This is a genomic window from Stenotrophomonas sp. SbOxS2 (genome assembly GCF_013416715.1).
Classification (GTDB): domain Bacteria; phylum Pseudomonadota; class Gammaproteobacteria; order Xanthomonadales; family Xanthomonadaceae; genus Stenotrophomonas; species Stenotrophomonas lactitubi.
Window position 1 is genome coordinate 648,288 of sequence record NZ_JAAVXD010000001.1, and the last position, 18,340, is coordinate 666,627.

An 18,340-nucleotide genomic window follows, 5' to 3' on the forward strand; every position below is an offset into this window, starting at 1 on the left:
GCTGGCCGGCAATGCCCACCAAGGTGGGCAGCTACCAGAGCGGTGCCCACCAAGGTAGGCATCCACCACGGCGCGGCGTGATGCCGGTAGCGCCGGGCCATGCCCGGCGGATGCCCGTCCGTATCAGCGCAGCTGGCTCTCGGCGAACTCCCAGTTCACCAGTTGCCAGAATGCTTCCAGATAACGCGCACGATCATTCTGGTAGTCGGTGTAGTACGCGTGCTCCCAGACATCGCAGCACAGCAGTGGCGTGCTGTCGCCGGTGAGCGGCGTGCCCGCGTTGCGCGTCGCCTGCAGGCCGAGCTGCCCACCCGGGTGCTGTACCAGCCACACCCAGCCGGAGCCGAACAGGCCAAGCGCGGTCCGGTTGAACTCTTCGCGAAGACGCTGGCCGTCGCCGAACTGGCGTTTGACCAGTTCGCCCAGGCGGCCCTGCGGTTCGCCACCGCCACGCGGGCGCAGGCACTGCCAGTAGAAGCCGTGGTTCCAGGCCTGGGCAGCGGCATCGAACAGCGCGCCCTGGGCGTGGCGGACGATGTCCTCCAGCGTGGCTTCTTCCCATTCGGTGCCGACGATGGCGGCATTGACCGCGTCGACGTAGGCGCGATGGTGGCGGCTGTGATGCAGTTCCACGGTCTGTGCCGACAGGTGCGGCTGCAGGGACGAGGGCAGGTAGGGCAGGGCGGGCAATTCGACGGGCATGGACGGGTTCGTGGCCAGGGGGCGGCGGCAGCCGGTACCATCGGCTTACAATGGGGCTACCGTGGGCAGTCTAGCCGACCATCACGGTTGGTTTGTCCGGCGACGCAAGGAGTGAGGTGTGGCGGTAATGCAGCAAATCCAGGCCGAGGTGGATCGTTACCCGCTCGTGCTGTTCATGAAGGGCACCCCGCAATACCCCATGTGCGGCTATTCCAGCCGCGCCGTGCAGGCCTTGATGGCCGCAGGTGCCGTGGCGCTGCGCACGGTCAATGTGCTGGAAGAGCCCGAGATCCGCGCCAACCTGCCGCGCTTCTCCAATCTGCCCACCTTCCCGCAGCTGTTCATCAACGGTGAGTTGATCGGCGGCTGTGACATCGTCATGGAACTGTTCGAAGCCGGCGAGCTCAAGCGCATCGTCGAAGAGGCTGCGCAGGGATGAGCGCCTGGCCATCGACGTCACCGGCAGACGGGGCGCTCGATGGCCGCCCGTTGCAGGATCGCGTGGTGCTCGTTGCCGGCGCCGGTGGTGGGCTGGGGAGTGCCGCCGCTGTGGCTGCCGCCGAGGCGGGAGCGACCGTGGTCCTGTTGGGGCGCAAGCCACGACGGCTGGACCGGGTCTACGCCCAGGTGCAGGCGGTCGGGCCGGAACCCCTGTTGTACCCGTTGGACCTGGAAGGTGCAGGTCCTGACGACTATGCCGAACTGGCCCAGGCCGTGGCGCAGGAGCTGGGACGTCTTGATGGCCTGCTGGTCTGTGCAGCGCACTTTCCCGGCCTGACCCCGTTCGAGCTGGCCGACCCGGCCAGTTTCGCCCGTGCCGTGCACGTCACCCTGACCGCTCCTGCCTGGCTGGCCCAGGCCTGCCTGCCGTTGCTGCGCCAGCGTGAAGACGCGGCACTGGTATTCACCGTGGATGCCCCTGAGCGGGTGGGGCAGGCGTACTGGGGCGGCTATGGCGCCGCCCAGCACGGTCTGCGCGGGCTGATCGGCAGCCTGCATGACGAGCTGGCCCGCAGCCCGGTGCGGGTAAGTGGCCTTTACCCCGGACCCTTGCGTACTGCCCTGCGGGCGCGGGCCTATTCGATCGACCAGGACCCGGCCGCGCGTGGCCCGGAGGCTGCCGCTGCGGCGGCCGTGACCCTGTTGTCCCCCGCTGGACAGGCGTGGCGGGGGCAGGTGTTCGATGCGGGCAATCCGCCATCGACGGGTGAAGACGTTCGTAAGGCGGAATGAAGATCCCGTCACGATAGCGTTGCGATCCGGTGCCGTTTGTCGCACAACCGTCACATTGAAAGCGTAGCGTGTTAATCTAGTGTTAACCGTTGCGGCAGCTGCCGTTCACGGTAGGGAACCCCAGATAAATGTCCGAACAGCCGCCCGCAAGGCTGCTTGGATGCGCTTTTTTTCCGCCATCGCCAACTCGCATCGAGGCTACCGAACAATGACTCACCCATTCCGGATGTCCAAGCTCACCCTTGGTCTCGTGGCTGCGCTCGCCGCCGCTCCCGCCTTCGCCCAGAGCACCTCTGCCGGTGTCGGCGGCCAGGTCGTGTCCCGCGCCGGCCAGCCCGTCGCCGGTGCTGAAGTCACCATCACCCACACCGAGTCGGGCACCGTTTCGCGTGCGACCACCGATGCGGCGGGTCGTTACAACGCGCGCGGCCTGCGCGTGGGTGGTCCGTACTCGATCACCATCACCAAGCCGGGTGAAGGTACCAAGACCGAAGATGGCGTCTACCTGGGCGTGAACCAGACCGGCACCATCAACGCCACCTTGGCCGGCGACCTCGCCGCGACCAACCTGGACACCGTGCAGGTCACCGCTGTCGGCGGCGGCTCGGAAGTGTTCAGCGCCACCAAGATGGGTTCGGGCACCAACATCAGCCAGCAGCAGATCGAAGTTGCGCCGTCCATCGGCGGCAACATCCAGGATCTGATGCGTCTGGATCCGCGCGTGACCTTCATCGATCGCGCCTCGGGCTCGATCTCGGCCGGCGGCCAGAACCCGCGCTTCAACTCGATCAGCATCGACGGCGTTTCGGCCAGCGATACCTTCGGCCTGGAAGGCAACAACATGCCGACCCGCCGCCAGCCGGTCGCGATGGAAGCCATCGAAGCGCTGGACATCAACCTGTCCAACTACGACGTCAGCATCGCTGCCGCTGCCGGCGCTACCGTCAACGCGGTGACCAAGTCGGGTACCAATGAATTCCACGGTTCGGTGTACGGCACCTACCGTGACGGCGACTGGTTCGGTGACAACCCGGAAGGCCAGCCGTTCAATGGCTTCACCAAGGAAAAGACCTACGGCATGACCGTCGGTGGTCCGATCGTCAAGGACAAGCTGTTCTTCTTCGCCAACTACGAGAAGTTTGAGCAGTCCGCTCCGGGTGCCGACCTGTCGACCACCCCGCTGGGCAAGGCCAATGGCCAGTTCACCCTGGCTGACGTGACCCGTGCGCAGCAGATCGCGCAGGGCTACGGCATCGACGCCGGTGGCATCGAAAGCAACGGCGACACCAGCATGGAAGAGTACGCGCTGAAGCTGGACTGGAACATCAGCGACAACCACCGTGCCAACATCCGCTACAGCAAGATCGACCAGAGCAAGCTGCGCATCAACGGCATGACCACGAGCTCGGCGTCGCTGAACTCGTACTGGTACCAGCACAACAAGACCAACGAGAGCTACGTCGCCCAGCTGTTCAGCGACTGGACCGACACCTTCTCCACCGAGTTCAAGGCCTCGTACCGCGAGTTCTCGGCGATCCGCGCGGTCAATACCAACGCCCCGAGCGTGCGCATCTATTTCGATGGCACCACGGCTGCACCGTCGGGTGACTCGCTGTACCTCGGCACCGAAGTCAACTCGCAGGACAACATCCTGACCACCAAGGCGTGGAACTACTACGGTGCAGGTACCCTGACCCTGGGTAACCACGACGTGAAGTTCGGTGCCTCGTACGACACCAACGACATCTACAACTACTACGGTGCCAACTCGTGGGGTGCCTACACCTTCTACGGTCTGGACAATTTCGCTGCCGGCCGCTGGAGCACCTACGATTACGCCCCGGAGCGCACCCCGGGTTCGATCGCAGCTGATTACAAGTACAGCAACCTGGCCCTCTTCGTGCAGGACACCTGGTACGTCAACAGCAACCTGACCCTGACCCTGGGTCTGCGCGCCGACCGTCCGGACACCAGCCCGAACCCGACCTACAACGCTGCTGCGTCGAACTTCTTCGGCTACAACAACAGCAAGGTCTTCGAGAGCAAGTTCCTGGTACAGCCGCGCTTCGGCTTCAACTACACCTTCGACACCGAGCGTCCGACCCAGCTGCGCGGTGGCGTGGGCCTGTTCCAGGGTGATTCCCCGCAGGTGTGGCTGAGCAACAGCTACTCGGCGACCGGCTTCAACACCACCGTCTACAGCCTGCGCTCCGACGCCTACAACGCTGGTCTGAAGTTCAACGGCGACAAGGACAGCCAGCCGGTACCGACCGGCCCGGGCTCCACCCAGCAGAACGTCAACTTCGTCGGCAATGACTTCAAGCTGCCGTCGATCTACAAGGCCAACCTGGCCTTCGACCATGAAACCCCGTGGTACGGCATCGTGGCCTCGGCCGAACTGCTGGTCACCAAGGTCAAGGACGGCCTGTTCTACCAGAACCTGAACCTGGGTCCGGTGCAGTACCAGGGTCCGGACGGCCGTGACATGTACTACGCGCAGAACAAGGTCGGCGCGTGGGCCAACGGCGACGCGCGCGTGCAGCGCAACAAGAACTACAACAACGTCTACCTGATCAACAACACCGACAAGGGCCGCACTTCGCAGTTCACCGCGTCGCTGTCCAAGCCGTGGAGCGACACCAGCGACTGGTCCTGGAACATCGGCTACACCTACACCGATGCCACCGAAGTCGGCTCGCTGACCAGCTCCACCGCCAGCTCGGGCTGGAACTACCAGTACGCCTTCGACGCCAACAGCCCGGTCGAGAACACCTCGCGCTACCAGATCCGCGATCGCCTGTCGGGCTCGCTGAACTGGAAGCACAAGTTCTTCGGTGACTACGAGACCAAGATCGGTCTGGTGTACGAAGGCCGCAGCGGTCGTCCGTACAGCTACGTGTACGCCAACGACGCCAATGGCGATGGCCGTTCGGCCAACGACCTGTTCTATGTGCCGAAGGGCCCGGGCGATGTGCTGTTCGGTACCCTGGCTGCCAATGGCCAGTTCACCGCCAACGCGCAGATGGAGAAGGACTTCTTCACCTGGCTGGCCGCCAATCCGGACCTGGCCAAGTACGCAGGCAGCTCGGCGCCGGCCAACGGCTTCCGCAGCGGCTGGATCAACACCTTCGACATCCGTATCAGCCAGCAGCTGCCGGGCTTCATGAAGGGTCACAAGTCGGAGATCTGGCTGGATATCCAGAACGTCGGCAACATGATCAACAAGGACTGGGGCAACATCTACGACTACGGCTTCTTCGCCGACAGCCGCGTTGCCACCCTGCAGGGCATGCACCAGGGCAAGTACGTGTACAACTACCGCGGTGCGGATACCCCGACCGTCGCCAACGCCGACGCCGATGGCTTCGACGTGGGTGTGTCGCAGTGGTCGCTGCAGCTGGGCTTCCGCTACCAGTTCTGATGAACTGACGTAGCAACAGCTGTGCACGGAAACGGCCGGGGAAACCCGGCCGTTTTCCGTTCAGGCGAAAGTCCTTGCGGGGGTGCCGGCATCGGCGTAGCATCCAGACACGTGCGCGGCGCAGATGCCGCCGAAGCGGTCCCGAAGCGGCGAACGCGGGACGCACCTATCCAACGGTCGGGCTTCCCGGCCGTTTTGCTTTTTAAGGGGGCGGCAGTACAGTCGGACACCTTAAAGGAAGCAGAAAAGTGGATATGACAACGAACGAAAAGGCAGCGCGGACGCTGCCGGTGCAGGACGCGCGGATCTACCCGCGTGGTGGCCTGGATGTGCTGTCGCGGGCCGAGGTTGCGCGCCTGCGCGATGCCTCCGGCGGCGGCATGCACGAGCTGCTGCGCCGCTGCGCGCTGGCCGTGCTGACCAGTGGCAGTGCTTCCGATGATCCGCGCGCGGCGCGCGATCTCTATCCTGACTTCGACATCCAGGTGGCGCAGCAGGATCGCGGCGTGCGCATCGACCTGGCCAATGCGCCGGCGATGGCGTTCGTCGATGGCGAAATCATCCGCGGTGTCGCCGAACTGTTGTTTGCGGTGGTCCGCGACCTGGCTTACATGGCCATCGAGATGGGCCCGGCCTACGCGGCTGAGCTGGAGTCGTCCGAGGGCATCACCAATGCGGTGTTCGGGCTGCTGCGCAATGCGCGCATCCTCAACCCGGGTGACCCGAACCTGGTGGTCTGCTGGGGCGGCCACTCGATCTCGCGCGACGAGTACCTGTACACCAAGCAGGTCGGTTACGAGCTGGGCTTGCGCGGCCTGGACATCTGCACCGGCTGCGGCCCGGGCGCGATGAAGGGCCCGATGAAGGGCGCCACCATCGCCCATGCCAAGCAGCGCCGGACGGTGACGCGCTACATCGGCCTGACCGAGCCGGGCATCATCGCCGCCGAGTCGCCGAACCCGATCGTCAACCACCTGGTGATCATGCCGGACATCGAGAAGCGCCTTGAGGCCTTCGTCCGCATCGGCCACGGCATCATCGTGTTCGCCGGTGGCGTGGGTACTGCCGAGGAAATCCTGTACCTGCTCGGCATCCTGCTGCGCGAGGAGAACAAGGATCTGCCGTTCCCGCTGATCCTGACCGGCCCGACCGTTGCCGCGCCGTACTTCGAGCAGATCGACCGCTTCATCCGCCTGACCCTGGGCGACGCTGCGGCAGAGCGCTACGAAATCGTCATCGGCGACCCGGTGGCGGTGGCCAAGAAGATGTCGGCCGGCATCAAGCGCGTGCGTGAGCATCGCCTGGCGCAGAAGGACTCGTTCTTCTTCAACTGGTCCATCGAGATTCCGTGGGAGTATCAGCAGCCGTTCGTACCGACCCACGAAGCGATGGCGGCGCTGGACCTGCACCACGGGCGCGCACCGCACGCGCTGGCCGCCGACCTGCGCCGGGCGTTCTCGGGCATCGTCGCCGGCAACGTGAAGGAAGACGGCATGCGCCGCATCGAGGAGTTCGGGCCGTTCCAGATCCATGGCGACCCCGACATGATGCAGGCCCTGGACGCGCTGCTGCGTGCCTTCGTCGAGCAGCGCCGGATGAAGATCTCCGGCGAGTACCAGCCCTGCTACCAGGTGCTGGCGTAAGCGAGGCGAGGGCAGCTGGACGGCGCGGCGGGGACCGCGCCGGACCGGCCGGGGCAGGGCGGGTCGTCAAGCCTTTGACGCCCGTCGCCCGGATCTGACCGTTCATCCTGCCGCCGCTTGCCGGCGGCAGGCCGGTGCGCCATCGTGGCCACCAACACGCTGGGGAGCGTCCAATGTCATCGCGCCGGTCCAATGGCTTCACGCTGGTCGAACTGATGGTCACCATTGCGGTGGTCGCCATTCTCGGCACCATTGCGTTTCCGAGCTTCCAGAGCACGATCCGCTCCAACCGGATCGCTACCGCCGGCAATGAAATCACCGGCCTGTTGTCGCTCGCCCGCAGCGAAGCGGTCCGTAACAAGAGGGGAGGCGGCATCTGCGGCAGCTCCAACGGCACCAGCTGCGATAACTCCTGGTCCTCGGGCATGCTGGCCTGGGCCGACGTCAATGGCGATGGCAGCAAGGGCAGCGATGAAACCGTGCTCCGTTTCGTCGCCGTCAGCGCAGATTCGGTCACGGTCACCGGTCCGGGTGCCGTGGTCAGCTTCGACAACCGGGGGCGACGCCGCGCGGCCACGACCCAGGAAATCGTGCTGCAGCCGGTCAAGTGCGGCAGCGATACCCTTCGGCGCACCCTGACCATCAACGCGGCTGGCCAGATCACTTCCACCAAGGCTGCCTGCCAATGACTCGTCGTCTCCCTTCTTTTTCGCGGCGGCAGGCGGGTTTCAGCTTGCTCGAAGTGCTGATCGCCATCCTCGTACTCGCGTTCGGCCTGCTGGGCTTCGCCCTGCTGCAGACCATGAATGTACGTTTCGTGCAGAGCTCGAACTACCGTACGCAGGCGACCAACCTGGCTTATGACCTGCTCGACCAGATGCGCAGCAACCGCTACCAGGCCGGTTGGTACACCAATGCCGCGTTCGCAGCCAATTCGATCAAGGCCAGCAGCTGCACTCGTGTCTTGGGTGCTGACCAGGGTGTGGCCAGCAACATCACCCGCTGGCAGTGCCAGGTCGTGCAGGCGCTTGGCGAAGGCGCGAGCGCCACCGTGCAGAACGCCAATGGTCGGGTAACGGTGGGCATCACCTGGGGAGATCAGCGCTGGGATCCCCAGAATCCGGATGCACAGACCACCTTCACTCTGGTGTCGCAGCTATGAGTTGCTCTCCTTCATTCCGCCGCCAGGCGGCCGGCCTCTCGCTCATCGAAATGATGGTGGCCATGGTCATTGGCCTGGTGCTGATGCTGGGTGTGGTGCAGGTGTTCCTTGCTTCCCGCGTTGCGTCGCGGCTGGCTGAAGGCAATGCCCGGGCCCAGGAAAATGGCCGCTTTGCCTTGGAGTTCCTGCAGCGTGACATCCGCATGGCGGGCCACTTCGGCTGCGTGAACGACCAAGCGCATTTCGTCCGTGGTGAGGGCGATCCGACCGTTGACACTGGTGCGGTCACCGGTTCAGGGGATCCGCTGGATTTCAGCGTCAGCATCCAAGGTTATGAAGCACCCAACACCGCACCGGGAGCCACCCTGACACTGGGTGCCGGCTGGGCGACGCCGACCGGTCTGCCTGCGGCGATCACCGCGCTCAAACCACGCGGTGGCAGCGACATCCTCGTGCTGCGCTACCTGGCCAGCGAAGGTGTGCCGGTAACCTCGCTGCTGCCGAGCGCCAACAGCGTGGTGGGCTTCGACGGTACCGCCGGGACGCGCCTCCTCGAGGGGGGCGTCAGCGCCCCCAATCTGTTCGGCGTGGCCGACTGCAGCCACGTCAATGTGTTCAAGGGCACCTACGCCGCAGGAAAAGTGACTGCCGCAGGCTCCAACCTGAACCGCTACACGGTGCAACCCACCGGCCAGACCATGATCTATCGAGCCGAATCGGTGGTGTACTTCGTGGGGACCTCGGGCACCACCGGTGAACCGGCGTTGATGCGCGCTCGTTCCGATGGCAACAACGGTTACAGCGCAGCCGAGGAGCTCGTTGAGGGCATCGAGAGCATGCAGTTGCTGTTCGGTCTGGACAGCAATGCCGACATCACATCTGCCTCGCCGCCGACCGGCAACATCACGACGCAGGCCATCGCCAGTGGCGTGACCACCGCCGCCAATGCCGCAGGCGCCGGACAGTGGCGGCGTGTCGGCCAGGTGCAGGTCGGCATCCTGGCCCGCAGCCCTCAACCTTCCCAGGCCGAGGCGCCGACCGACGCAGTCAACTATCCGCGTGCGCTGGGCGTGGGCTTCGCGCCGGCGGCGCAGAGCGATACACGCTACCGCGCCACCTACGAATCCACCATCGCCCTGCGCAATCGCCTCTTCGGGAACTGACGCCATGAACACTCGACCCCGTATGCGTCCGATGCCGCGCCAGCAGCGCGGTGCCGTGCTGTATGTGGCGCTGATCATGCTGATCCTGCTGGCGCTGATCGGTATCGCTGGCATGCAGGTGGCGGGCATGCAGGAAAAGATGGCCGCCAACTACCGTGCGACCAACGTCGCCTTCCAGAACGCGGAGGGTGTGACCCGGCGCAGCGAGATGGCGATCGAGAGCATCGCCAACCGTACAGCCGCCGCCAGCAATGCGCCCCTGGTGGCGACCGATATCCAGGAAAACTGCGACATCGCCTTCGATCCGGTGGCCTGGGGGCGCGCGCGCCCGCTGACGACTGCCCAGGCAGTCAACGTGCGTCGCATCGATTCCTGCGTCATCGGTGGCGGGTCACTGTCGATGGGCAAGCCGCTCGACCCGGTTACTCCGATCTACCAGATCACCACCTTCGCCACCGATACCCCGACGGACTCCTCGTCTACGGCATCGGTCGATACCATCTTCAAGCTCTGAGGCCGCCGGCATGTCCCGTCGTACTTCCCGGATCATCGCCGCGTCCGCGCTCGCCATGCTTGGTGCCGGCGGCTACTTCGCCTACAACCTGTTCGCCGCACAGGGGCAGGGTGACCTGGCGCAGGCGCCGCTGAACAACACTACGTCGATCCAGCCAGCCTTCATCATGGCAGTGGATGATTCCAACTCGATGACGTTCGAGCGCATCTTCCGCGGTGGCGACGGCCGGATGCAGTGGAATGGAAGCAGCTTCTTCAGCTCGGCCGGCGTGTTCTACAACGTGGGCGAGGGCTGCTCGAACAACTCCACCGATTGCTATCTCTACCTGTTCCCGCATGCGAACTTCAATACGTCCTACTCGCCCGGGCGCGCCATTCCACCGATCGATGCGTTCGGTTTTGCCCGCTCGCCGACCTACAACGCCGGTTACTACAATCCGGCGGTGACTTATGAGCCGTGGAGTCTGCCGCAGCGTGATGCCAACAACGCCACTCTCTGGCAGCCGGCGTCCTTCGGTGCGGCGCGCGTGGATCCGCGCGATTCGACGTTGTATGGCAGTGATTTCTACACGGGCTACAACACGGTGTACGACCTTGCCTACCGGCAGGTCAATGGTGAAGCCTTCCAGTTCCTGAGCGGCATGACCATTCCGTCCGGTACCCGATACCGTTCCAACGGCCGCAGCTGCAATTCGAACAGCAGCAATGGCCTGCCCAGCTCCGGCAACAACTGGACCAATCTGGGCAGTGACGTGACGGTGCGTGCGGACTGCACGGTGCAGATCGCCTACGTGCCCGCCACCTTCTACCTGCCGGTCGATCAGGCCGCGCCCGCAGGCTATCTCACCAGCGATGCCAACCGGCCGATCGTCAGCGACGCCTGTGGCCCCGGCTGCAACATGCGCCGGTACCAGATCCTGCCGGAGAACTACGGAGCAAATACGACGCAGCTGGCGGATGCGCAGAAGAACTTCGCCAACTGGTTCCAATACCACCGCAACCGCATCCTGTCGATGGTGGGTTCGTCCTCGCATGCCATGTTCGGCGTGGAGAACATGCGGGTGGGTTACTTCACCATCAACAACCGCCAAGACGTGACGATGTATGACGTCGCGACCCAGCGTCCAGATCTGTTCGGGCAGATCTACCGGCTCAAGCCCAACGGCGGTACGCCGAACCGTCAGGCCGTGGCTTTCCTGGGCGAGCAGTTCCGCCGTACCGACGCCGGGGCTCCGGTGATCCGCGCCTGCCAGAAGAACGGCGGAATGCTGTTCACCGACGGCTACACCAACGTCAACAACTCTGCTGGCGGTTACGGCAACGCTGACTCGGCAGGCGGCACCCACTTCCCCGGTGCGCCCTTTGCTGATGGCTACAGCAATACCATCGCCGATATTGCCGCTTCCTATTACGCAGGGCCCTCGACGCCATTGCGGTCGGGTAGCAGTTTCCAGGCCGGGCTCGTGCCCGTGCCGGAGCAGTGCAAATCGCTCAGCCAGACGTCGCCGGACTGGAAGCGCCTGGACTGCCAGACCAACCTGCACATGAACTTCTACGGCGTCACTCTCGGTGCGCAGGGCCTGATTTACGAGGTCAACCAGGCCGCGACCAGTGATCCTTACGCCAATCCGCCAAGCTGGAATTCCAATGGCGATCCGCTCAGTGATGACGATGGCCGCGTGATCGATGAACTTTGGCATGCGGCGATCAACAGCCGTGGTGAATTCATCAACGCGAAGACGCCCTCGGACGTGACAGATGCAATGCGTCGTGTGCTCTCTGCGGTCGGTTCGGGTTCCTCGCCGTCCGGCACGTTTGCCCTCAGCGGCGCGCGTATCGGCGCCGGTTCGCTGACGGTCACACCGATGTACGACGTGCAGAACAATGGCACGGACTGGTACAGCCGCCTGACGGCAAGCAGTGTGTCGGTGAATCCGACCACCCGTGAAGCCCAGTATTCGACGATGTGGGAGGCCAGTGCGCAGATTCCGGCCGCTGCTGCACGCAACGTGTATTTCGACGATGGCAGCAGCGTGCGTAGATTTGACACCAGCACGGTTACGCTGGCTGGGCTGTGTGGGCTGTCCAATAGTCTGTATCCGTCACAGTCGATCTGTACGACGGCCAACCTGACGGCGCTGGGGGCCACTGCCGCATCGGCAGCCAATTATCTTCTGGGCGATACCTCGGGCGAGGTGCGCAACAACGGCAAACTGCGCGACCGTACCACCGTGCTGGGCGACATCGTCAATTCGACCCCGGTCATCAGTGCGCCGGTCGACGACTTCGGCTACCGGGCCCTGGGCGGTACGCTGGCCTCCAGCTACATCACCTACCTGAACTCCAAGCGCTCCAACAATCGCTATGTGGTCTATGCGGGCGCCAATGACGGCATGCTGCATGCCTTCGATGGCGGAATGGACGCGGCGGGTACCATCGGCGGCAATGGTGGTCGCGAACTGTTCGGCTACATCCCGGCCACGTCTTACGGGCACATGGGCAACCTGCTGCTGCCGTATGACCCGGCCAAGAAGAACGCACAGCCGTTCGTTCACAAGTACTTCGTGGATGGGCCGCTGACCGTTGGCGATACTTTCTATGGCACGTCCTGGCACACGACACTGGTGGGTAGTACCGGCGCCGGTGGTCGCGGTGTATTCGCGCTGGATGTGACCACGCCGGGCAGCTTCGCGGCCGGCAATCGCCTCTGGGAGATCAATGATCTGGCGGGTGATGCGGCCGTCCGCGCAAACATCGGACACGTTCTGGGCAAGCCGGTGATCGTGCCGGTACGTGCAGCTGACGGCACGGTCAGCTGGAAGGCAATCTTCGGCAACGGCTATTCCAGTGCCAGTGGCAAAGCGGTGCTGTTCGTGGTCGACATCGGCACCGGCGCGCCCACGGTGCGCATGATCGAGGCCAGCGAAGCCAACTCGACGATTGCCGGGCGCAATGGCCTTGGCAACGTCGTGGTCCTTGATCGTGTCAACAATATGGTCACTGACCCGGCAACGGGTGCGCCGGCGCGCGTGCGCGACGGATACGCCGATACCGTGTACGCGGCCGACCTGAAGGGCGCAGTGTGGAAGTTTGATCTGCTGTCCAGTGCCACCTCGGTGACCGTACCGGTGTTCACTACCGGTACTTTCGTACAGAGCGGCTCGACCTATCGCCAGCCCATCACCGGCGGCCTGCAGGTTGCGTCGGGTGAAGCAGGGGGCGTGCTGGTGATGTTCGGTACCGGTAGCTTCTCGTTCAACGATGACACCTTGCCGGTGTCCTATACGCAGGTACAGAGCCTCTATGGGTTCAACGACCAGGTCAATGGCGCGGTGACCACGACGTTGACGCGCGCCAACCTCACCGCCAATTCCGTGGTGACCAACGGCAGCTCACGCACGCTGCAGGTGGGTACGCGACCGGCAGCGTCGGTCGGCTGGTATGTGGATCTTCCGGCCGGTGAACGCTCGGTAGGCTATCCGGAGCTCGCTTCGGGCATCCTGTTCATCCCGACCTACGCGCCACAGGAAGTCACCAGCGGCTGCAGCACCTCGGGTGCGAACTGGCTGTTTGGCCTGAATCCCCGCAGTGGCATCGCCGGGCTCTCCGGCGCCCGTTCGGGGTCTCCAACGGGCATTTCGGCAGCCTCGGGCACCGCGGCGATCGCGTTGGCAACCTCGGGTACCGCACCGATCAAGGATGTGGGCGTGTCCGTCGTGCCGCGCCTGCAACCGCCCACCAATCCAGGCAGTGGCGCCGAGGTTCCGGGTGTGCCGCCGGGAGCGGGTTGCTGGATGGCCGTCAGCGTTTCCGGCGCTCCCCCCCTGTACGTACCGTATCCCTGTGGCCGCCAGTCCTGGCGCCAGATCCAGTAAGCAATGGAGATTCCCGCGATGTCACCGAGTCTTTCCCGGATGCCGGCCCCCCGTTCCCTGCTGGTGCGTGCGCCCGGATTCACCCTGATCGAGCTGATGATCGTAGTGGCCGTGGTGGCCATCCTGGCAGCCGTGGCCTATCCGTCCTACGCCGACCAGGTGCGGAAGTCGCGCCGGGCACAGGCCAAGGCAGACCTGGTGGAATACGCGCAGTCGGCCGAGCGTTCGCACACCACCAACAACACGTATGCCAATTTCCGTTTCAGCAATGGAGCGACCTCCATCCAGTCGCCGCGCGAAGGCGGGACGGCGTACTACACCGTCAGCATCCAGGCGGCGCAGGGGACGTTCACATTGACGGCGGCTCCGCAGGGTACGCAGACCAAGGACAAATGCGGCACGCTCACCGTGAACCAGGCCAATGTGAAGACGCCGGCCGCGTCGACGGTGGCCGGCTGCTGGTGATGGCTGCGCAGGGTGTTGCATCTCTGTGAATCAGCTACTAGAATGCGCGTCCCCGCCCGAATAGCTCAGCCGGTTAGAGCACTTGACTGTTAATCAGGGGGTCGTTGGTTCGAGTCCAACTTCGGGCGCCAGATCCTGCAGAAGCCGCGAGAAATCGCGGCTTCTGCTTTTCTGCGGGCACGCGATGGCAGGGTGAGCGCGGCGCAGTTCAGCAAGGTGCCTGTTCGGTCGAGCGTAGCGAGCGTACGCGGCCGGTGTTGCTGACCACGACTTCAGCACGTATCTGCCCATGCTGGCAGATGACGATGCGGGCGTTGCTGCCAGCACTGCGTCCATTCGCGCGGAACACGATCTGTGGACGGCCATGGGTGGCAAACGCACTCAGTGAGCGGTGGCTGTCCAGTACCCGGGCGGCCAGTGGTTCAGGCGCCGACGCCTCTGCGCCGCGCCAGCGCTCCGGAAGAAGTAACCAGCCGCGACCCCAGTTGTCTCCGCAGGTGCGGCCGTCGTCGCTGGGGCAGGCCACAACGGCCTGGCGACGGTCAAGCGCAGTGCTGCGTGCCAGATTCATCGCGCTGTGCAGCTGCAGCCGCAACTGATCCGATCGAAGGCGATCCAACATGTCGCTGGCCGGAGCGAACGCCACGCTCGCGAGAATTGCCAGGACGGCAACAGTGACCAGTATTTCCGTGAGGGTATGGCCGCGAAGTCGGAACATCTGCATGGCGGGGTCCAAAGGCTGGCAAGTGCCCAGCCTCCGCTGCGCTGCGGGGTTCCGCTATCGGTGCACCCCCTTCCCTGAATCAGAATCTCCATCAACCGGCCGTCACCAATGCGGCCGCTATACTCAACCTTCCCGAGACCTGGCAGCACCATGAGCGACAGTTTTCAACTTGTCTCGCCGTATTCGCCGGCGGGCGACCAACCCGATGCCATCGCCAAGCTGACCAGCAATTTCGAGGCTGGCGTGGCCAAGCAGACCCTGCTGGGCGTGACCGGCTCGGGCAAGACCTACACCATCGCCAACGTCATCCAGCAGATCCAGAAGCCGACGCTGATCATGGCGCCGAACAAGACCCTGGCCGCGCAGCTGTACGGTGAGTTCAAGGCGTTCTTCCCGCACAACGCGGTGGAGTACTTCGTCAGCTATTACGACTACTACCAGCCGGAAGCCTACGTGCCGTCGTCGGACACCTTCATCGAGAAGGACAGTTCGATCAACGAGCACATCGAGCAGATGCGGCTGGCGGCGACCAAGACTCTGCTGTCGCGACCGGATGCGATCGTGGTGGCGACCGTGTCGGCCATCTACGGCCTGGGCGCACCGGAAGACTACCTGTCGCTGCGCCTGATCCTGTCCAAGGGCGAGCGCATCGACCAGCGCGACCTGATCAATCATCTGACCCAGCTGCAGTACACGCGCAATGAGTACGAACTGCAGCGCGGTACCTTCCGCGTGCGTGGTGAAGTGATCGACGTGTTCCCGGCAGAATCGGACAGTGAGGCCCTGCGCATCGAACTGTTCGATGGCGAGGTGGAAAAGATCACTATGTTCGATCCGCTCACCGGCGAGACCATGCGCAACCTGATGCGCTTCACGGTGTACCCGAAGACCCACTACGCCACCACGCGCGAACGGGTGCTGGCAGCGGTGGAGACCATCAAGGTCGAGCTGAAGGAGCGGCTGGAGCAGCTGTACGCGCAGAACAAGCTGGTCGAGGCGCAGCGCCTGGCCCAGCGCACCCAGTTCGACCTCGAAATGATGGCCGAAGTGGGCTTCTGCAATGGCATCGAGAACTACTCGCGGCATTTGACCGGCAAGAACGCGGGCGAGCCGCCGCCGACCCTGTTCGATTACCTGCCGGCCGATGCGTTGCTGGTGATCGACGAATCGCACGTGACCATTCCGCAGATCGGCGCGATGTTCAAGGGCGACCGTTCGCGCAAGGAAACCCTGGTTGAGTTCGGCTTCCGGCTGCCGTCGGCGCTGGACAACCGTCCGCTGCGTTTCGAGGAATGGGAGGCGCGCTGCCCGCGCAGCATCTACGTGTCGGCGACGCCGGGCCCTTACGAATTCCGTGAGGCCGGTGAGGACATGGCCGAGCTGGTGGTGCGCCCGACCGGCCTGATCGATCCGGTGGTGGAGATCCGCCCGGTCGGCACCCAGGTCGATGACCTGATGAGCGAGGCCAACGAGCGGATCAAGGCCGGTGACCGCGTGCTGGTCACTACCCTGACCAAGCGCATGGCCGAGAACCTCACCGAGTATCTGACCGAGCACGGCATCCGCGTGCGCTACCTGCACTCGGACATCGATACCGTCGAGCGCGTGGAGATCATCCGCGACCTGCGCCTGGGCAAGTTCGATGTGCTGGTCGGCATCAACCTGCTGCGCGAGGGGTTGGACATGCCCGAGGTCTCGCTGGTGGCGATCCTGGATGCGGACAAGGAGGGCTTCCTGCGCTCGACTGGTTCGTTGATCCAGACCATCGGCCGTGCGGCCCGCAACGTGCGCGGCAAGGCGATTCTGTATGCGGACAGGATCACCCGTTCGATGCAGGCGGCGATTGACGAGACCGACCGTCGTCGCGCCAAGCAGGTCGAGTACAACCAGGAACACGGCATCATTCCGCGCTCGGTCCTGCGGCCGATTGTCGACGTGCTGGAAGGCGCGCGTTCGGATGCTGCCGAGAAGGAAGCCAAGAAGGGCAAGGGCAAGGGGCGGGCGGGTGTGGCCGAAGACACGGCCGACTACCGTTCGCTCAGCCCGGCGCAGTTGGCCGCTCGCCTCAAGGCCCTGGAGCAGCGGATGTACCAGCATGCCAAGGACCTGGAATTCGAGGATGCCGCCCGGGTCCGCGACCAGATCAGGCAGCTGAAGGAAGCCAGCCTGGGCTGAACGCGGTAAAGCGGCTTTTCTTCACAAAAGTATTGCGCTTGCCGGTCGTCGTCCGTAATATACGCGGCCTGCACCGACGCAATCGCGGCGCTGCAGAAGCAACAAACGGGCGGTTAGCTCAGCGGTAGAGCACTACCTTGACATGGTAGGGGTCACAGGTTCGAACCCTGTACCGCCCACCACCGGTTCCCGGCATCGCCGGAGCAGCGGTGGACACGATGAAAGCCGGCCTTGGGCCGGTTTTTTTGTGCCTGCAATTCGCGCTCGTCTGCGCCTGGCCGGTTGCTGTCATCGTCAACCGCGTTGCTCGACACTGGCGCTGCGCTGCAGCTGCCAATGACCATCCACGCGCTGCCACAGCTGCATGAGGCCGCGGGAGTGCGTTTGCCCGCGCTGTCCCGCAGGCGCTTCAGCGTGGGCCACCTGCAGTACGCGGTCCGCACTCAAGCGCAGGATCTGCACGCTCTGGCTGTCCGTCTGGCCGTGCGTGTCTGGCTCGCTGGCGGCACGCTGGGCATCGGCCTGCAGGATCTGCAATCGCAGCGAATCGCTTCCGGTGTCGGCGTCACGGTTGCATAGACCGGCCATCAACAGCAGCAAGGCAAGCATCGGCATGGCACGGTGCTCCGGAGAAGGGAGTCCAGCGTTGCACTGCGGCCTGCGGTGTGAAACCGGTATCCGACGAAGGCGGGAAAAGTGCGTGCCAACGAGAGCCAGCAAGGATGAATCCGGGCTGGGTCGGGGCAGCTGCAGGTCACTGCCATGAAAAAGGCCGGGCCGCCTGTGAAGGCAGTCCGGCCCGTTTGCCCGGAAGTGACCCCGTTGGCCGGGAAGCCTGGGCTCAGGTCACGACATGGCTGGAACCTTCAAGCAGGCTCAGAGCGGATCGCAGCACAGGCGAGGACCGGACCAATGCCCTGAACCGCCATACGGGCAACCCGGGGTGAACTCGCAGCCCGGTGCGAACCCGGCCTTGGCCGGCGTGGCGAAGGCCTGAGCGGCACCGAATGACATGGCGGCAACCACGACGATGCCGGCAATGGACGAGAACAGCTTTTTCTTTCCGATCATCTGTATCGCCTTTGCAGAGCGTCGAGGTGGATCACATGGGATCGCAGCAGACCAGCAGGCCGTGAGAGCCGGCATTGCCGTACGGGCAGCTGGGATGTTCCTTGCAGCCCGGTGCGAAGCCGGTCTTCACTGGAGTGGCGAAGGCCTGAGCGGCACCGAATGACATGGCGGCAACCACGACGATGCCGGCAAT

15 protein-coding genes and 2 tRNA genes are annotated in these 18,340 nt (G+C 64.3%); 13 read left to right on the top strand and 4 right to left on the bottom strand.

All coding sequences use genetic code 11. The features are described 5' to 3' along the window. Positions 1 to 123: 123 nt before the first annotated feature. On the bottom strand, positions 124 to 702 hold the full coding sequence (locus HFK18_RS03080) for a superoxide dismutase (RefSeq protein ID WP_180164291.1): 579 nt from the start codon (positions 700 to 702) through the stop codon (positions 124 to 126). A gap of 118 nt (positions 703 to 820) precedes the next feature. Here HFK18_RS03080 and grxD point away from each other — a divergent pair, with 118 nt between their 5' ends. From grxD to HFK18_RS03135, 11 genes are all read left to right on the top strand, one after another. Beyond that, complete coding sequence (gene grxD, locus HFK18_RS03085; RefSeq protein ID WP_025875264.1) at positions 821 to 1,141, top strand: Grx4 family monothiol glutaredoxin; 321 nt, start codon at positions 821 to 823, stop codon at positions 1,139 to 1,141. Beyond that, on the top strand, positions 1,138 to 1,935 hold the full coding sequence (locus HFK18_RS03090) for an SDR family NAD(P)-dependent oxidoreductase (RefSeq protein ID WP_180164293.1): 798 nt from the start codon (positions 1,138 to 1,140) through the stop codon (positions 1,933 to 1,935). The genes grxD and HFK18_RS03090 overlap by 4 nt, the downstream gene beginning before the upstream one ends. A 226-nt stretch (positions 1,936 to 2,161) precedes the next feature. Beyond that, the gene (locus HFK18_RS03095; RefSeq protein ID WP_180164295.1) at positions 2,162 to 5,356 is read left to right on the top strand and encodes a carboxypeptidase regulatory-like domain-containing protein; all 3,195 of its coding nucleotides are present in this window, start codon (positions 2,162 to 2,164) and stop codon (positions 5,354 to 5,356) included. Positions 5,357 to 5,610: 254 nt separating this feature from the next. Then, entirely contained in the window at positions 5,611 to 6,999 is a 1,389-nt protein-coding gene (gene ppnN / locus HFK18_RS03100; RefSeq protein ID WP_089240035.1) for a nucleotide 5'-monophosphate nucleosidase PpnN, read from the top strand. Between the two features lie 173 nt (positions 7,000 to 7,172). Then, positions 7,173 to 7,688, top strand: coding sequence for a Tfp pilus assembly protein FimT/FimU (locus HFK18_RS03105; RefSeq protein ID WP_180164297.1), 516 nt, complete (start codon positions 7,173 to 7,175; stop codon positions 7,686 to 7,688). Further along, positions 7,685 to 8,161, top strand: a complete 477-nt coding sequence (pilV, locus tag HFK18_RS03110) for a type IV pilus modification protein PilV (protein ID WP_100552083.1) — start codon at positions 7,685 to 7,687, stop codon at positions 8,159 to 8,161. Before HFK18_RS03105 ends, pilV begins: the two co-directional genes overlap by 4 nt. Continuing rightward, on the top strand, positions 8,158 to 9,324 hold the full coding sequence (locus HFK18_RS03115; RefSeq protein ID WP_180164298.1) for a PilW family protein: 1,167 nt from the start codon (positions 8,158 to 8,160) through the stop codon (positions 9,322 to 9,324). The genes pilV and HFK18_RS03115 overlap by 4 nt, the downstream gene beginning before the upstream one ends. 4 nt (positions 9,325 to 9,328) lie before the next feature. Then, positions 9,329 to 9,838, top strand: a complete 510-nt coding sequence (locus HFK18_RS03120) for a PilX N-terminal domain-containing pilus assembly protein (RefSeq protein WP_100552084.1) — start codon at positions 9,329 to 9,331, stop codon at positions 9,836 to 9,838. Positions 9,839 to 9,848: 10 nt separating this feature from the next. Continuing rightward, the gene (locus HFK18_RS03125) at positions 9,849 to 13,712 is read left to right on the top strand and encodes a PilC/PilY family type IV pilus protein (RefSeq protein WP_180164300.1); all 3,864 of its coding nucleotides are present in this window, start codon (positions 9,849 to 9,851) and stop codon (positions 13,710 to 13,712) included. A 39-nt stretch (positions 13,713 to 13,751) separates the two neighbouring features. Next, complete coding sequence (locus tag HFK18_RS03130; protein WP_269218791.1) at positions 13,752 to 14,177, top strand: type IV pilin protein; 426 nt, start codon at positions 13,752 to 13,754, stop codon at positions 14,175 to 14,177. A gap of 54 nt (positions 14,178 to 14,231) precedes the next feature. Beyond that, positions 14,232 to 14,308: transfer RNA gene (locus tag HFK18_RS03135), tRNA-Asn, on the top strand. A 77-nt stretch (positions 14,309 to 14,385) separates the two neighbouring features. Here HFK18_RS03135 and HFK18_RS03140 read toward each other — a convergent pair. After that, a complete protein-coding gene (locus tag HFK18_RS03140) occupies positions 14,386 to 14,901 on the bottom strand; it encodes a GspH/FimT family pseudopilin (RefSeq protein WP_180164338.1) in 516 nt (171 codons plus the stop codon). A gap of 150 nt (positions 14,902 to 15,051) precedes the next feature. On the opposite strand from HFK18_RS03140, the gene uvrB reads away from it, so the two are divergent. Together uvrB and HFK18_RS03150 are read left to right on the top strand one after the other, a co-directional pair. After that, on the top strand, positions 15,052 to 17,076 hold the full coding sequence (uvrB, locus tag HFK18_RS03145) for an excinuclease ABC subunit UvrB (protein WP_180164302.1): 2,025 nt from the start codon (positions 15,052 to 15,054) through the stop codon (positions 17,074 to 17,076). Between the two features lie 107 nt (positions 17,077 to 17,183). Further along, positions 17,184 to 17,258 (top strand) — tRNA-Val (locus HFK18_RS03150). Between the two features lie 112 nt (positions 17,259 to 17,370). Here HFK18_RS03150 and HFK18_RS03155 read toward each other — a convergent pair. Together HFK18_RS03155 and HFK18_RS03160 are read right to left on the bottom strand one after the other, a co-directional pair. Further along, positions 17,371 to 17,691, bottom strand: coding sequence for a hypothetical protein (locus HFK18_RS03155; protein ID WP_180164304.1), 321 nt, complete (start codon positions 17,689 to 17,691; stop codon positions 17,371 to 17,373). A 261-nt stretch (positions 17,692 to 17,952) separates the two neighbouring features. Then, positions 17,953 to 18,147, bottom strand: a complete 195-nt coding sequence (locus HFK18_RS03160; RefSeq protein WP_099820043.1) for a hypothetical protein — start codon at positions 18,145 to 18,147, stop codon at positions 17,953 to 17,955. Positions 18,148 to 18,340 lie beyond the last annotated feature (193 nt).

Excerpts from the sequence above, each read along its gene's own strand:
- HFK18_RS03080 (WP_180164291.1), bottom strand. The coding sequence starts at position 702 with ATGCCCGTCGAATTGCCCGCCCTGCCCTACCTGCCCTCGTCCCTGCAG.
- HFK18_RS03090 (WP_180164293.1), top strand. The coding sequence starts at position 1,138 with ATGAGCGCCTGGCCATCGACGTCACCGGCAGACGGGGCGCTCGATGGC.
- HFK18_RS03095 (WP_180164295.1), top strand. The coding sequence starts at position 2,162 with ATGTCCAAGCTCACCCTTGGTCTCGTGGCTGCGCTCGCCGCCGCTCCC.
- ppnN (WP_089240035.1), top strand. The coding sequence starts at position 5,611 with ATGACAACGAACGAAAAGGCAGCGCGGACGCTGCCGGTGCAGGACGCG.
- HFK18_RS03105 (WP_180164297.1), top strand. The coding sequence starts at position 7,173 with ATGTCATCGCGCCGGTCCAATGGCTTCACGCTGGTCGAACTGATGGTC.
- pilV (WP_100552083.1), top strand. The coding sequence starts at position 7,685 with ATGACTCGTCGTCTCCCTTCTTTTTCGCGGCGGCAGGCGGGTTTCAGC.
- HFK18_RS03115 (WP_180164298.1), top strand. The coding sequence starts at position 8,158 with ATGAGTTGCTCTCCTTCATTCCGCCGCCAGGCGGCCGGCCTCTCGCTC.
- HFK18_RS03120 (WP_100552084.1), top strand. The coding sequence starts at position 9,329 with ATGAACACTCGACCCCGTATGCGTCCGATGCCGCGCCAGCAGCGCGGT.
- HFK18_RS03125 (WP_180164300.1), top strand. The coding sequence starts at position 9,849 with ATGTCCCGTCGTACTTCCCGGATCATCGCCGCGTCCGCGCTCGCCATG.
- HFK18_RS03130 (WP_269218791.1), top strand. The coding sequence starts at position 13,752 with ATGCCGGCCCCCCGTTCCCTGCTGGTGCGTGCGCCCGGATTCACCCTG.
- HFK18_RS03140 (WP_180164338.1), bottom strand. The coding sequence starts at position 14,901 with ATGCAGATGTTCCGACTTCGCGGCCATACCCTCACGGAAATACTGGTC.
- uvrB (WP_180164302.1), top strand. The coding sequence starts at position 15,052 with ATGAGCGACAGTTTTCAACTTGTCTCGCCGTATTCGCCGGCGGGCGAC.
- HFK18_RS03155 (WP_180164304.1), bottom strand. The coding sequence starts at position 17,691 with ATGCCGATGCTTGCCTTGCTGCTGTTGATGGCCGGTCTATGCAACCGT.
- HFK18_RS03160 (WP_099820043.1), bottom strand. The coding sequence starts at position 18,147 with ATGATCGGAAAGAAAAAGCTGTTCTCGTCCATTGCCGGCATCGTCGTG.